18 protein-coding genes are annotated in these 14,940 nt (G+C 35.2%); 2 read left to right on the top strand and 16 right to left on the bottom strand.

Annotated elements, in window-relative coordinates:
- Window positions 1–126: 126 nt before the first annotated feature.
- The 15 genes from csrA to degS form a co-directional block, all read right to left on the bottom strand.
- Entirely contained in the window at window positions 127–360 is a 234-nt protein-coding gene (gene csrA, locus FS935_RS08745; protein ID WP_146947625.1) for a carbon storage regulator CsrA, read from the bottom strand.
- Window positions 361–371: 11 nt separating this feature from the next.
- Window positions 372–809 carry a flagellar assembly protein FliW gene (gene fliW, locus FS935_RS08740; protein ID WP_146947623.1) on the bottom strand — a complete coding sequence of 146 codons (438 nt, stop codon included), beginning with the start codon at window positions 807–809 and terminating at the stop codon, window positions 372–374.
- A 671-nt stretch (window positions 810–1,480) separates the two neighbouring features.
- Entirely contained in the window at window positions 1,481–2,059 is a 579-nt protein-coding gene (locus FS935_RS08735; protein WP_146947621.1) for a DUF6470 family protein, read from the bottom strand.
- A 76-nt stretch (window positions 2,060–2,135) separates the two neighbouring features.
- Window positions 2,136–3,014 carry a flagellar hook-associated protein FlgL gene (gene flgL, locus FS935_RS08730; RefSeq protein WP_146947619.1) on the bottom strand — a complete coding sequence of 293 codons (879 nt, stop codon included), beginning with the start codon at window positions 3,012–3,014 and terminating at the stop codon, window positions 2,136–2,138.
- Between the two features lie 10 nt (window positions 3,015–3,024).
- A complete protein-coding gene (gene flgK / locus FS935_RS08725; protein ID WP_146947617.1) occupies window positions 3,025–4,584 on the bottom strand; it encodes a flagellar hook-associated protein FlgK in 1,560 nt (519 codons plus the stop codon).
- A 17-nt stretch (window positions 4,585–4,601) separates the two neighbouring features.
- A complete protein-coding gene (locus FS935_RS08720) occupies window positions 4,602–5,087 on the bottom strand; it encodes a flagellar protein FlgN (protein ID WP_146947615.1) in 486 nt (161 codons plus the stop codon).
- Window positions 5,088–5,117: 30 nt separating this feature from the next.
- Window positions 5,118–5,381: a flagellar biosynthesis anti-sigma factor FlgM gene (gene flgM, locus FS935_RS08715; protein ID WP_146947613.1), complete on the bottom strand. Its 264-nt coding sequence runs from the start codon at window positions 5,379–5,381 to the stop codon at window positions 5,118–5,120.
- Window positions 5,382–5,458: 77 nt separating this feature from the next.
- The gene (locus tag FS935_RS08710) at window positions 5,459–5,881 is read right to left on the bottom strand and encodes a TIGR03826 family flagellar region protein (protein ID WP_146947611.1); all 423 of its coding nucleotides are present in this window, start codon (window positions 5,879–5,881) and stop codon (window positions 5,459–5,461) included.
- Window positions 5,882–5,942: 61 nt separating this feature from the next.
- On the bottom strand, window positions 5,943–6,641 hold the full coding sequence (locus FS935_RS08705; RefSeq protein WP_146947609.1) for a ComFC family protein: 699 nt from the start codon (window positions 6,639–6,641) through the stop codon (window positions 5,943–5,945).
- On the bottom strand, window positions 6,638–6,919 hold the full coding sequence (comFB, locus tag FS935_RS08700; protein ID WP_146947607.1) for a late competence protein ComFB: 282 nt from the start codon (window positions 6,917–6,919) through the stop codon (window positions 6,638–6,640). Before comFB ends, FS935_RS08705 begins: the two co-directional genes overlap by 4 nt.
- Before the next feature lie 102 nt (window positions 6,920–7,021).
- Entirely contained in the window at window positions 7,022–8,494 is a 1,473-nt protein-coding gene (locus FS935_RS08695) for an ATP-dependent helicase ComFA (RefSeq protein ID WP_146947605.1), read from the bottom strand.
- An 8-nt stretch (window positions 8,495–8,502) separates the two neighbouring features.
- Window positions 8,503–8,703, bottom strand: a complete 201-nt coding sequence (locus tag FS935_RS08690; protein WP_146947603.1) for a helix-turn-helix domain-containing protein — start codon at window positions 8,701–8,703, stop codon at window positions 8,503–8,505.
- A 141-nt stretch (window positions 8,704–8,844) separates the two neighbouring features.
- Entirely contained in the window at window positions 8,845–9,687 is an 843-nt protein-coding gene (locus tag FS935_RS08685; RefSeq protein ID WP_146947601.1) for a DegV family protein, read from the bottom strand.
- Between the two features lie 167 nt (window positions 9,688–9,854).
- Window positions 9,855–10,541 (bottom strand): two-component system response regulator DegU, encoded by a 687-nt coding sequence (degU, locus tag FS935_RS08680; protein WP_146947599.1) that lies wholly within the window; start codon window positions 10,539–10,541, stop codon window positions 9,855–9,857.
- A gap of 87 nt (window positions 10,542–10,628) precedes the next feature.
- Window positions 10,629–11,795 (bottom strand): two-component sensor histidine kinase DegS, encoded by a 1,167-nt coding sequence (gene degS / locus FS935_RS08675; protein WP_146947597.1) that lies wholly within the window; start codon window positions 11,793–11,795, stop codon window positions 10,629–10,631.
- Window positions 11,796–11,980: 185 nt separating this feature from the next.
- Between degS and FS935_RS08670 the strand changes: the two genes are divergently transcribed.
- Together FS935_RS08670 and FS935_RS08665 are read left to right on the top strand one after the other, a co-directional pair.
- On the top strand, window positions 11,981–12,619 hold the full coding sequence (locus FS935_RS08670) for a YigZ family protein (protein ID WP_146947595.1): 639 nt from the start codon (window positions 11,981–11,983) through the stop codon (window positions 12,617–12,619).
- 19 nt (window positions 12,620–12,638) lie between these two features.
- The gene (locus tag FS935_RS08665; RefSeq protein ID WP_146947593.1) at window positions 12,639–13,676 is read left to right on the top strand and encodes an LCP family protein; all 1,038 of its coding nucleotides are present in this window, start codon (window positions 12,639–12,641) and stop codon (window positions 13,674–13,676) included.
- 44 nt (window positions 13,677–13,720) lie between these two features.
- Here the strand turns inward: FS935_RS08665 and FS935_RS08660 are convergent, their stop codons facing one another.
- Window positions 13,721–14,797 (bottom strand): glycosyltransferase family 4 protein, encoded by a 1,077-nt coding sequence (locus FS935_RS08660; RefSeq protein WP_146947591.1) that lies wholly within the window; start codon window positions 14,795–14,797, stop codon window positions 13,721–13,723.
- Window positions 14,798–14,940: the final 143 nt, after the last annotated feature.

Genomic DNA, 14,940 nt, shown 5'->3' with positions numbered 1-14,940 from the left:
GCCGCCTTTAGCTTGTTTGCCTTACAATATATATATCGACTTGATTAGCAGAAGTTTAATAGAAATCTTAAATTTTTTTTATTTTTAAAAAGATTTTTTTTTGCAATAAAAAAACCTTAAGTATCATCACTTAAGGTTAAAATCTTGGCTTTTCATTTGATCTAAAATCGATGGAGAAACAGTAGCAGCTTCATTATTAGATTCTTGTATGGATAAGTAAATTTCTTTCCGATGTATCTCAACATGCTTAGGGGCGTTTATTCCTATTTTAATTTGATCACCTTGTAGAGATAGAATCTTAATTTCTATTTCATCTCCTATTTGTATCGCTTCATCTATCTTCCGTGTTAGCACTAGCATACTTCCACCCCTTATTTGGCTGTTTTTTCTATGAACAGTTTATGTTTTGTTGTGTAGGTAGAGTCACTTAAAATGATTTGTTTAGCGAGCTTTTTGTTTTCATTAATAATAATTGGACCTTGTAAGTTTACCGTGGATTCTTCGAAAGGTTCTTTTAAAGTTAAGATTGTATATACTGAAATAGAAAAATTATCTTCTATTTGTAAACGTTCTTTTTCTCCATCAGATAATTTAAATTCATATTCTTGTGTAAAATCAAAAGGATTTACGACAACAAACCCTAAATCTGCTGATCGTATCGATTGTAAAATAACAAATGGTGAATTGTGATCTAACGGTACTAGTACGAATTTTTTTTCTTCTAAGAAGCCTGGAATACCTGATGGAAAATGGAGAACTTCCTTTTCATCTAAATTCATTTCTCCATGATATTTCGTTTGAATGACCATTTGTCACTCTCCTTTTTCTTTATAATATTGTCAAAACTTTTATATTAATAGGCTAATCCCTTGATTTAAATGGATTTAAATGCAAAAAAAATGCCATCCCTGATTTTTGGTTAACAGCACGGTTAACAACCACATACCAAAAACTTACAAAAGGTTTATAACAAGTTGCAAACTCAATTATTAACTAATAAATAGGATTTATGAAGTTTAATTTCAGGTAATTCGAATTCTACCAGGTTTAAAGTGCCTCAAGTTAAAAAGCTATTGTAAATGTAAAGTTAAAAGATAGAATAGATCTCACTTTTTCAAGTGAAAAAATAATGACTGTTTGTATTATCAAAGGAAAATTCAATCGATAACTAAGAAAGAGAGGAATTAATTTCAATAAAACCCCAATTGAGTTAATACATTCCTGATTTCTAAAATGGAATTTAGAACAGTGATCTGCTTAGCTTTTTGTTTAGCAGAATCCTTGCATTTTCAACAACCGGCGAAGGGAGACTCTTGGCCCAAACATGAACAAGGTGTAAAATGAACATAACAATAGTCTATTGTCGTTTTATCTCCTTCCCCTTGTTAACCTACACTATTATCATTAACATGATTGTTAAGATCGATTGCGAGACCTCCTTCCTAATAACTAGGAGATTACTGTGGATTTTAAATAGTTTTCACAGAACTTTTGCCCCTACCTTATTTGATATAAAATCTATTGTTAAATCATTTCTTCTTCTTAAATCTACTATTACAGAACCAGGTTGGTATTCAAAAGTTGGATTATTAACTCTTACATCAATTATCGGCTTATTTACATTCACTTTAATATTGACTTTTGCCGGCTCATAACTAATTTTCACACTTCCTGCAGTTGGGATAAAGCGAATATTAACTGGAGGTGATTGCTCCTGAGTCCTTTGCTTCGCAATGTCAGCAATAGCATTGCCACCTTTCTCAATTTCCATAAGTTGTTCTCCTTCTTGAACCCTTCTACTAATTCCAGATAATAAGTCATTATAGCCTTGTTGTGCGGCATCCTCTATCCTTCTAAAAATATGTTTTAAATCCATATCAGCCCAAGCTTCTGTTTGGTCGATTGTCAGCTTTGATGGGGTCGTTTTGGTTTGTATTTCTGCAGGCTTTTGCTGAATAGATAGGTTCGCTTGCTTTTGTTCAATATTTAATTTTGCATTAGTAGTATGTATACCTATCTGTGCTGATACACTTTGCAAACGAATTTGAGGGATATTCACGAATTTCACTCCTATTAAAAAGGTCTGACTCAAATATAGTGTCAGACCTAAAAGTTAGTGTTGTTAAAGTGTATTCTTATCGTAAGAAATCAATTAAAGTAGGTTGGATGACCTTTGAACCTACAGCAAGTGATGCACGATGGATACTTTCTTGAATCGTCAAATCTGATATCACACGTTCTATATGAGCATCTTCATTTTCAGAAAGTATTCTACTTGCAATAATTTCTTGATCTTGAAGTCTAGCATCAATCATTTCAAGGCGATTATATCTTGCACCTATCTCTGATCGTTCAGCAGATATTTTTTCAAAATGACCGTCTAGCTTACTTAATAAATCAGAACCTTCTAAACTTCCACTATTTAATCCATCTTCAATTGCTTGTAATGTATTAAAAAAATCCGTATCGAATACTTTTGTTGGGTTAACATTAACCTTAAGCTGCACACCTTTTGAAACCTCAACATTAATTGGTTCGGTATTCATTTCATGAGTAAATGATCCATCTGCATTAACAGCTACTGGCTTAACATCCGTCATTGTTCCATTAAAAATGTACCTTCCAGCAACCTGTGTATTAGCTACACCAGCAATATCCTCTTTCAGTTGACCAATCTCTACTGCAATCGCTTTTAAACCTTCTGGAGTGTTGGTACCATTTTGCCCTTGAACTAATAGCTCTCGAATACGCTGAGTAACCTTAGTTACATGCTCAATTCCCTGCTCAGAACTCTCCATCCACTGATAAGCTTCATTCAAATTTCGCTTATACTGCTCAACCTCAGTCAAGTTCGTCCGATAAAACATTCCCTTAATCGCCACAACAGGATCATCAGAAGGTCGGTTAATTTTCTTACCTGTAGCTAATTGATCTTGGTATTTGCCCATATTGGAATAACTGTTACTTAAGTTTCGTAACGAATTAGATGCTAGCATACTTTGTGTTACGCGCATGTTAATTTACCTACCTTCCTGATAATCCCATTCCATTTATAATCCGATCTAAAATTTCATCCTGCATTGTGATCATTCGTGCTGATGCGTTATATGCATGTTGGAATTGAATCATGTTTGTCATTTCTTCATCTAATGATACAGCACTTACTGATTGTCTTCGAGTATCTACAGAATCTCTTAATGTTTGGCTGTTTGTTGTTAAACGTTCCGCTTCTTGAGCATCTACTGCCATTCCACCGATAATTCCTTCGTAGTAGTTTTGGAATGTAGTTGTTTCATTTCCAATCCTAAAGGTACTATTTTTCACTTCCGCTAGTCGAATAGCATTCGCACTATTCCCAATCGTCACGTTCCCTGTTGAATTAGGAAATGCTGCTGCAATATGATCAGTCGACTCAATGATATCCTTTGATACTTGTAGTAATGATGAAGCACCAGTCGGATTTGTTAATGTTGTAGCACCAAATGAAAAGAAATCAACAGGTGTTTGTGCTCCATTGTTGTAATCTTCAATACTCCAACCTTCACGGTGAGTTTCATTAAATTGCTTAGCAAATTCAAATGCCATTGTGTCTAGCTTTCCTACCATGTCAGGAAATAGACCTTTTTCAAACACAGTGTTGTTGCTTTCATACGTATATCCATAAGAATCTATTAAGCTGCTAATTTTTCCAGTGCTGTTAAATTCTAAAATATCCATCTTTTTCGAACCTATTGTGACAGATTCTACTAGACCATTGTCAGCATTATATCCAACTTTAAATTCATTCGCTCGTTTAAATTTTGAATCGACAAGTGTACCAAGCGACTTACCATTATCATCAACAAGTTCAATCGTTACTGAACCTTCTGCGATATCTATTGCATTACCACCTGATGGAGTATTCGTCACTTTAATATTTGCTAAAGAAGAAAGCTGATCGATTAAGCGATCACGTTCATCATATAAATCATTTGGTAAGTAACCATGTGGTTCAATTTCAGAAATTTGCTTGTTTACATTATTAATTTGGTTTGCAAGTGAATTGATTTCCTTTACAGATACATTCAACTCATTTTTCAGATCACCCTGAATTGACTGTAAAGAAGTAGATAAATAGTTAAATGTTTCAGCTAACGCAACTCCACGCTCACGCACTACCGAACGTGCACCAGCGTTTGTTGGATCTAAAGCTAAATCCTGTAGTGATTGCCAAAAGCGGTCCATCGTGATTGATAAACCTGTATCAGATGGTTCATTCATGATTTCTTCCATTTTTTCTAATGCATTAGCACGAGAATCCCAGTATCCTAGTTTATTATTTTCACTTCGATACTGGATGTCTAAAAAGCCCTCTCTCACACGCTCTACCGTTCCAGCCTTTACACCTGTTCCTAATTGACCAGGAATATTCGGGCTGTTTTTCGATGTTGGTGGATACGGCTCTGTTTGGACAAAATTAACGCGTTGACGTGTGTAGCCTGGTGTATTTGCATTCGCCACATTGTGTGCCGTTGTGCTTAAGGCACTTTGTTGTGTGAACATTCCACGTTTTGCCGTTTCTAATCCATAAAATGTAGATGTCATTGTTTTTCCTCCCTCCGTTATGCTTGTGAATCAAATAATGATCGTCTTAATTTATCTGATGGTGCATTGCTTGCGTCCGGTCGTTGATAGTTTGTGATATTTTCTTGAGGCATTAACATGTCTAATGAAATCGAAACAAATTGAAGAGCTTGATGTGTTAATTCACGATTTAACTGATTGGCTGCTTTCAGCTTGTCCATTGTTTTCGAAAAATCACTAGCAACTTGTTCAAGTTTTTCTTTATGTTTACCTTCTGCTTTTTCAATACAAGCTGAAAGTGTTAAGTCTTGCTCACGATTTAAAAATTCTGCTGATAGCTGAATCCGTTCTGTCTCAATTTGTTTAATGGCTTGAGCAAACATTTGCTCCTTTTTCAGCAGCTCTTTTAACTCTTCTACGTTATTTTGTTTTAGATAGTCTGTTTTTTGAAGGGCTACTTGATAGAGATTTTCATGTAGCTGTAACAGTTTATCTAATGTATTCATTAACTTTTCTACTACCATTCATAACCCTCCATTTATTGGTGAACCTTATTAGTTCTTATAAAAATTAACTAATCCTTTAGCAATCGCCTTTGGATCAATCGTATAGTTACCACTCTCTAAAGAAGTCTTAATCGCTTGAACCTTTTCCTGTCTAGCTTTCGTTACTTCATTTGTTTGTTGAAGCCCAATTGCTTTTGAAGAAATCTCTACTTTATCTTCCTTCTTCTGCGATTTTGTTGCAGCATCTGCACTTTTTTCTAAATTTCGTTTATAAGGGTTTACACCCATTGAACCTAGATTATTAATTTTCATGATTAACCCTCACTTTCATTACCATCGCACATTTATCTATAGTTTTTATCGGATTTCCCGAGAATTTATTTAGTTTTTTATCTATTTTTAGTACTATTTGAGTAATATGTTGACTTAGGAGTGTGCTCCTTATTTCGCTCACTAATCATTTCGACCTGCTCCATTTGATGAATCTGCTTGTGAATATCTTTTTTACAGCCTTCACAGAGTTTTTCTTCTCTTATCGTTTTTCCACACTTTTCACAAGGATAGCCTAAATTAGGAAAGTTAGACAGTTGAATTCTTCCGTTACGAATAAACTTCAGAATTAATTCTTCACGTACTCCAGTTCCCTCCACTACTTCATGTAAAAGTGCTTTACGATTTTCACGCTTTCTTAAAAAAGCATAAACTGTTTCATAATCTTTTTCTTCCTGCTTGAAGCATGCATCACAAACTGTTCTAAATTGTGTTTCTATAAATAACGTATTACATTTTGGGCAATTAGCTAATTCTCCCATATATTCATTCTCCTATCCGGTTCGGTATCTAGTTATTATATCGGCATGTTTTTGAGAATTTTTAGCTTCTAATTAATGTAAGAGAATAAACAGTTTCCGCTCCATGATCAATAAGCACTTTGGCAGCATGGTGAAGTGTACTACCTGTTGTGTAAATATCATCTATTAATAGTAGTTTCTTATTACCTATTTTACTTGAATTCTTTAGAGAAAACACGTTTGAAGCTGTTATTCGCTGTTGGCGGGATTTTTTCGATTGTTTTTCATGATGTGTTCGTTGGAGGATATCTAGTTGTGGAAGGGGAAGTTTGTTCGCAAGCAACTTTGCTTGATTAAAGCCACGCTCATATAACCGTTCTTCACTTAATGGGATGGGTACTGCTCCATCTATTTTATATGAAGAATAATATTTTTTAAAACTAGCAAGAAAATCCTTTTGAAAAACCTTCACTAATTCTGCATCACCACGAAACTTATAGGCTGCTAGTATATCTTTCATTGCATCATTATAGTGAAAAACAGAGACATTTTTTCGGATCACGTTTTGCCATTGCTCATCAGCGTTCCACCTCTGACAATCACTACAAATTTCATCACTTTCTTGCGGTCTAAAACACCTCGAACAAGTAGAACCAGTTATTTTCTGCAGTGAATCATAACACTCACCACACATTTGCTGATCTGATGATAAAAGCAAGCTCGTCCAAGTTACTTGCTGGGAAAATTCTTCATGACAAATTAAACAAAAAATAGTTCTCATTCTCCTTTTGTTGTCATTTTACACGTTGGTTTGTCTGAAACAATTTTTGCACATTCTGCAAGCTTAACAAATAAAGATGTCATATTTTGCTTGTCAACAAACTCCGCCTTAACATACATTATCTTATCAGAATCTGTTACATAACGTGGGTGGGTTTTATTCAATGTTAAAGCTAAAATATCATCTAAACATTCGTCACACGTGCAGGATAATTGTAAGCGATTTTTATATTCATCTAATAAGTCCTTCATGATACGTTCCATTGCGTTAATGACCATTACATTTGATCTCCCCAGTTTCGCAAATTGTAAGCAATTTTAGATTATTATGCCACAACAATGGAAAGTTGAAAAGTTATCTTCAAATTTTTGGTAATATAGTCACTGTTTCTTTGCTGCTTTATTCATTTTCTCTATATGTTTTTTTGCTTCTATCATTGCTGTTGTTTTACCAAAATGAAAAAATGTTATCGTACCTGTTGGATGAGAGGCACTTCTGCCAACCCTTCCTGAAATTTGCACAAGAGCACTTTCTGTAAAAATTTCATCCTCACTTCCCAAAATAGCAACATCACTGTTTGGAATGGTTACCCCTCTTTCTAAAATTGTTGAAGTAACTATGATTGGAATCGTTCCATTTCTAAATAAATTTACTTTTTCACGTCGATTAGGATCCTCTGCATGAACTCCTTCAATTCGATCATCAAGTTGTTTAAGAATACCTACAACCTTTGGGATAACTAAAACAGACGGAACAAATAAAAATGCCTGTTTTTCACTTTGCAACCTACTAACCAACCATTTCTCGACATTTTTGGGAAGCAGATCTTTCATAAGTCGCTTCTTCCAATTTCCACACCACATAAACTCTGGTACAGGTAGAAGATGACCGTGATAACGTAATGGAATCTTCACAGCATTGCGCTTCTTTTGTTGCACTTCTTTTTTCCATTGCTTAGATGGTGTTGCTGTTAAATAAATAAGAGAGCTTTCTTGCTTTCGGGATTTTTTCACAGCGAATTGAAGGGATGTGTCCGCTGTATATGGAAAGGCATCAACTTCATCAACAATGACGCAATCGAAGGCTTCTTTATATCGAAGGAGTTGGTGTGTTGTAGAGATATAAAGGGATGATTGTTTATTTCGATCTTCACTTCCTCCATATAGTGCTGAAATCTCAATAGTCGGAAAAACCTTTTTCAAACGTGGAGCTAATTCTAGAATAACATCAGTACGAGGTGTGCTAATGCAAACTTTCTTTCCTTGACCTAATGCTGATTCAAGTCCTTTGAACAACACCTCTGTCTTACCAGCTCCACAAACTGCCCAGACTAGAAGTTCTCCATTTGTATTAACAGTCTGGATAACAGCATTAGAAGCTTTTGTCTGCCCTTTTGATAAACTGCCATTCCATTGCAGTTTAACCTTCTCGGAACTTGTAGCATTTGGTCCACACCAGCTAAATAGTGGTGTACATTCACTAACACGCCCCATCATCACACATTTTCTGCAATAATAACAGTTCGGTTCTCCACATTTTGCACAATCAAAAAAGGCAAAAAATGATTCATCTTTATTACCACATCTGTTGCATGTTCTTCGGCCCTTTTCAAGTAGAATACCGTAATTCAGCCGAACAAAGCCATTTTGATAATGAGAAAATAATTCTTCAAAGGAGAAAGAAATTTCTGTAGATAGTAACTCCTTCCCACAGAGAAATTCTTGAAGTTGTTTTGAATAGGAAAAGTGATGTTGCATTGATATTTGAGGGATGTTTGAATGTTTTGATATTGGTAAGCCATCATGATGTGAAAACACGGGGGAGAGGACATTTTCCTTCAATAGAAAACGCATGTTTCACCTCATTTTTTGTTATAAATTTTACGAAAGCGTTTTTCGACGCTAATCGGGGTACGGCAAAGCTGCTCAGCAATCGTCTTAAACTTCAATCCACTTGCACGAAGTTGTAAAAGCTTGCGATCTTCAAGAGTTGTCCAATGACGATATGTACGTTTTACCTCATCTTTACTTGATTGTAGTGTGTTGTTGGAAGTAGTATTCATTAGAGTTGGACCTCCTTAATCTGTCTATAATAATAGTATGAAGCAAGTTTTAGGACCTGTCCATAATTTAACGGAAATACAGGAAGAAAGTACCACACCATTCGTACTTCCCTCTCATATCCCTATTCATCCAACTAGGAACTATTTCTTATACCAGCCCAACCCAATCGCTCCCTCACCAAGGTGAGTACCAACAACAGGACCAAAATAGCTTGTCATAAATTCAACATGAGGATATTTCGCTTCAAGATCACGTTTAATGATTTCGATTTCCTCTGGGCGATTTGCATGAATAACAACTGCTCGCATTGGCACAACCAGACTAGCGTCTTCATGAAAAAGCTCATACACTCTGTTTAATGCTTTTTTCTTTGTGCGAATTTTTTCAAAAGGAGTAATGAGTTTTTCTTCAAAATGCAGAATTGGTTTAACCTGTAAAATACTTCCTATCAACGCTTGTGCACCACTAAGACGTCCCCCACGTTGTAGGTTCGTCAAATCATCTACCATAAAATAAGCACGCATTGACTGCTTCATTTCATTTAAACGAGACATTATTTCATCTGGTGTTTTTCCTTCATTCGCCATATCTGCTGCTTCAAGAGCATAAAACCCTTGGATCATACAACTAATTTCCGAATCAAAGGGATAAACCTTTATTGTATCAACCATCTCGCTAGCTGTAACAGCACCATTGAAAGTACCACTAATTCCACTTGAAAGATGAATCGAAATCACAGCATCATACTCTTTTGCTAAGTCTTCAAACAACTCAACAAACATACCAACAGAAGGCTGTGAAGTAGTGGGAAGCTCTTGCTTTTCTCTCATTTCTGCAAAAAATTGCTCAGATGAAATTTCCACTTCCTCCGCATACGTTTCTGCGCCAAAAATTACGCTAAGAGGAATCATATGTATATTATGTTTTTCACGAATTTCTTTAGGGATATATGCTGTACTATCAGTTACAATAGCCGTTTTCATGGTAAAATTCCTTCCTTGTACATATTAATCATTTCTATTTCCGTATTATATGTATCATTCCCTTTCTATTATGACACAAGTTTGTCACGAAGCACCAATTACTTTTACAAATTTCTAGACGTAAAAGACAGACCCTAATTACCCGAGTCTGCCTTGTAGTCTAAAATCTATTTCACTTCAACCCAGCCATTTTTAATAGAATATACAACAGCTTGAGTACGATCATTTACATTCATTTTTTGTAAAATATTACTTACATGGTTTTTTACTGTTTTTTCGCTAATGAACAATGCTTCACCAATTCCGCGGTTGCTTTTTCCATCTGCTAGCATTTGTAGAACTTCACATTCACGGCGAGTAAGAATATGTAATGGACGTCGAATTTCTGGTTGTAAAGGTTGCGTTGGGGTAGCTTGTCCACTTGATGTTGCAAGCCTTCTAAATTCATTCACAAGATTATGTGTTACCTTAGGATGTAAATATGATCCACCATCTGCAACGACCTTCACAGCTTCAATAAGTGTATCAGCATCCATTTCTTTTAATAGGTAACCTCTTGCACCTGTTTTTAATGCATGTGTTACATAATTTTCATCATCATGTATGGATAAAATAATGATCTTGTTATCTTCATCTGCTTCAATTAACTGCTTTGTTGCTTCAACACCATTTACTTTTGGCATATTAATATCCATGATCACAACATCTGGTTTATGAGCTTCTACAATCGCTAAAGCTTCTTCACCGTCATCACCTTCTGCAACAACCTCAAAGCTTGGTTCAAAATCTAAAATTCGTTTTACACCTTCACGAAATAACTGATGATCATCAATAATTACTATTTTCGTTTTCATGTTATGCCTCCCCACAGTACTATTCTATTCTATTTACTAGTAAACCCGTCAATATGTCTTTAGTCCAAATTATGTCGGATATAAGCTTTATCCTACTTGATTTGGAACTTGAAACATGATAAAAGTCCCTAGTCCTTCTTTAGAGTCCATTGTCATTTTTCCATCTAGAAGATCAATTCGCTCTTTCATACCGATTAAGCCAAATGATTTCTTATCTTTATTTGCCACTTTTTTCTTCATGTCAAAACCTTTACCATCATCTTTTATCACAAGCGTGATGGTTTCTTTTGTTACTTCTACCTTAACCGTAATTTCTGTAGCTTCAGCATGCTTTAAAGCATTTGTAACAGCTTCTTGTGCTAAGCGAAACAAAGCAACCTCAAATCTTGATGGTAAACGGTGATCATTCAATTCCCCAACACTTTGGAAAGTAATCTTCGTTTTTCCATTATATTCTTCGATCGTGTTCATATATTTTCTGAGGGTTGGGATAAGCCCTAAGTCATCTAGAGCCATTGGTCTTAAGTCATAAATGATTCGTCTTACTTCATATAAAGCATTACGAACATTCGTCCTTAAGTTGCGAATTTCTTTGAAGCCTTCCTCAGCACCACGCTCACGATAAATACGCTCAATCAATTCAGAACGCATCATCACATTTGCTAGCATTTGTGCAGGTCCATCATGAATTTCTCTAGAAACTCGCTTTCTTTCTTCCTCCTGAGCCTCAATAATCCGTAAACCAAAATCTTGCTTTTGTTGTGCGTCTTCTAAAAGCAAACCTACTTGACGTAAATCACGACTTAAATAGTTTAGCACTACCGTTATCTGACTAACAAGAGCCTCAGATCTTTCGATAATCTCCTGTAACCCAAGCAAACGGCGCTCTAAGTCATCACGACGGTCTCTAAGCTGCTTTTCATGCTGTTGAAGCATAGAGTGCTCAACCTGTAGCTTATGAGCCTTCTCGTAAGCGTCACGTATCTCTTCTTCTGAAAACTGCTTAAAGTGTTTACTAACCTGTGATAGGCGATTTCGCGCAAAACGAGCATGAACCTCTAGCTTATCACCTTCTTCTATGACTTTTCCTACCTGAATCTTTATATCTCTAAGTTCTTCAACTAATCCTTCATACTGTTTTCTAGATTGTTCACCTATTTGAAAAATTTCGTCCTTACTTCCATCAACAGTCGAAATCATTTTATCCAAGACTTCATCAAGTATTTTACTATCCATTTTCTTGTTGGAGTTCATTTTTTTCCCTCCGCTTAGTATGTATATAATAAAAAGATACTCGAGATTTACCGCGAAAAAACCGACGTAAAATCTCACTCTTTTTAGTTTGTCACATTAATAACATTTGAAGTAAAAAAAATGTCGTTTTATAATAAAGAAATATGCTATTCTAAATTTGCTTGCTTGTCAGGAGGTGTACAAGCATGCTTTCACATTATTATACCGTAAAAGGCTATGGAGAGCATGAAATAATTATCCAGAAATCCCGTTTTATTTGCTATACACAAAGGGCCACAACTGAAGAAGAAGCGATAAGCTTTATTCAAAAAATAAAAAAGCAGCATCATGATGCAAATCATAATTGCTCTGCCTACTTAATTGGCGAACATAATTCCATTCAAAAAGCGAATGATGATGGTGAACCAACTGGTACAGCCGGTGTTCCGATGCTAGAGGTTCTAAAAAAGAAAAACCTCAAAGATACAGTAGTAGTTGTTACCCGTTATTTCGGTGGCATTAAACTTGGTGGTGGAGGATTAATTCGTGCTTATGGTAAATCCGTTTCAGAAGGACTACAAGCAGCAGGAATTGTCGAAAGAAAGCTCATGCGTGTGATGCATACGAAGATTGACTATACATGGTTGGGGAAAGTGGAAAATGAATTACGTTCTTCCACATATTTGTTAAAGGAAATTCATTATTTAAATGACGTTGAAGTGGAAGCCTATGTAGAAGAAGAGAAAAAGCATGCTTTTTTCGAATGGATGACAGAGCTGACGAATGGGAAAAGTGAAATTTCTGAAGGTGATGTTACTTATTTGGAGGAGCAGGTAGAAATTTGATTAACTGAGGAGAAATTTTATGAATAGAAAAGATATGAAGAAAGTGAAAAAGAAGAAGAAACGTCCGATATTAAGACGCATTTTAGGATTATTTCTTCTGTTATTTATAGGTGTCGGCCTATATATCGGCTATGTTTTTTACCAAACAATGGATGCCGCTAATGATTCTTATGATGATTTAGGCAGAGATAAATCCAAACTTCGTGATTATGCTGTCAATATTTCAAATGATCCTGTATCTATATTACTTCTAGGTGTTGAAGATTATTCAAGTGGAGGAAAAGGTGGTCGTTCAGATACATTAATGGTCGCGACCTTTAATCCTAAAGATCAATCAATGAAGCTTTTAAGTATTCCACGTGATACGCGAGTCGAAATTCCAGAAGAAGGTTTGGACAAAATAAATCACTCCTTCTCAAAGGGCGGAAAAGAATTAACAATAGAGACTGTTGAAGACTTCCTTGAAATCCCAATTGATTATTATGCAACTGTTAACTTTGATGGATTTAAAAATATTGTGGATATTGTAGGTGGCATAACAGTTAATGTACCTTTCGACTTCACTCAAAATAGCGATGATCGCAAAGCTGAAGTTCTTGAATTTTATGAAGGTCCTATGGAATTAGACGGCAGATATGCACTTGCTTATGCAAGAATGCGTATGCAAGACCCGAATAACGATATTGGGCGTAATGAAAGACAGCAAGAGGTTGTCAAAGCAGTTATTAAAGAGGTTGCTTCTGCTGGTACACTTTTTAAAGTAGATCAACTAACTGATGAAGTAGGTAAAAATGTCGAAACAAACATGAAAGTGTCAGAGCTGTTAGGTTTTTATCAAAAATATTCAAACTTTAGCACAAGTAATATAGAAACAATTAAATTAGATGGTGTTGGCGAGTATATTGATGGTATATCATATTGGTTACCTGAAGAAGAAAGTGTGATTGAAACACAAGATATCCTTAAATCACACTTAGGAATGCAAACAAGTGGTTTATCATCAGGTGACACTGAACCAACAGATGAATTTGATTCAACTTCATCAAGTGAGCAATAAGAAAAGCAGGTGGACGATTTTACTAAATCGTCTCACCTGCTTTTTTAGTTATCCGGCTTTTTGTCAGCTGTTAATCTTCTAAATGTATTAATGAGTGGTTTACGGTTCATGCCAATTAAACCAACTAATTCTGCAATAAACTGAATCGCAAGCAATAAGATCATCATAAGAAGCAATGAAAGCCATAAGGTTGCATTTGAGAAGATTATCGCCGAAAAGCCAAAGCATGCGCTAAAGAAATAGATAATCAATACAGATGTTCTATGACTGAAGCCAAGATCTACAAGGCAATAATGGAGATGCAGCTTATCTGGAGCTGCTATACTTCGTTTATTTAAAAATCTCCTAATTATCGCAAAAACTGTGTCGAAAATCGGAACAGCTAAGACAATAATTGGAATAACAAAGCTGAATAATGTAAGGTTTTTAAACAATCCTAACATTGAAATAATAGAGATTGAGTACCCTAAAAATAAAGCGCCCGTATCACCCATAAATATTTTTGCTGGGTAAAAATTATGAACAAGAAAACCTAATGAACTACCAATTAATATCGTACATAGAGCTATAACAACAATTTGAGAATCTGCAAACGCCATAATAAGAATACTCGTCATAGCAATTGATGATACACCTGCAGCTAAGCCATCTAGACCATCAATTAAATTGATGGCATTTGTTATCGCAACAATCCATAAAACAGTTACAGGATAACTCCAAAAATCTAACTGAACAATTCCGAAAAAAGGTATTGTAAATTTATCTACCAATAAGCCTGATGAAGCAACAACGATTGCTGCAATTAACTGCCCTAAAAATTTATAACGTGCTTGTAATGTGAAGCGATCATCCAGAATTCCAATCAAAATAATAATGAATGCCCCAATAATTACTTCAGTCATATATAGTGATTGGGGTTTTAAATATAAAAAACCAGCAATTACACCAATGAAAATGGCAAGTCCACCCATTCTCGGCATAATTTCCTTATGAATTTTGCGTGTATTTGGTTGATCTGTAGCACCAATTTTTATCGCAATTTTCTTTACCAAAGGTGTAATAAGAACAGCTACAGCAAAGGAAAGAATAAATGCTACAATATAGTCAATATAAGAATGCATCGTTTACCCCCACTTTAGTGAGAAATTTACACTTCCTCCATCATAGCAAATTTTCTTTAACTTTCAATTGTTTTTTTCTTAAGTTTATTATTAGCATGAACAAAAGGACAAAAACATATTGAAGAAACATGAGTAAGAAAAAT

Source organism: Metabacillus litoralis, assembly GCF_007994985.1.
Classification (GTDB): Bacteria; Bacillota; Bacilli; order Bacillales; family Bacillaceae; genus Metabacillus; species Metabacillus litoralis.
Note: the sequence above shows the minus strand (reverse complement) of the source record. Positions and strands in the feature narration are given on the sequence as shown.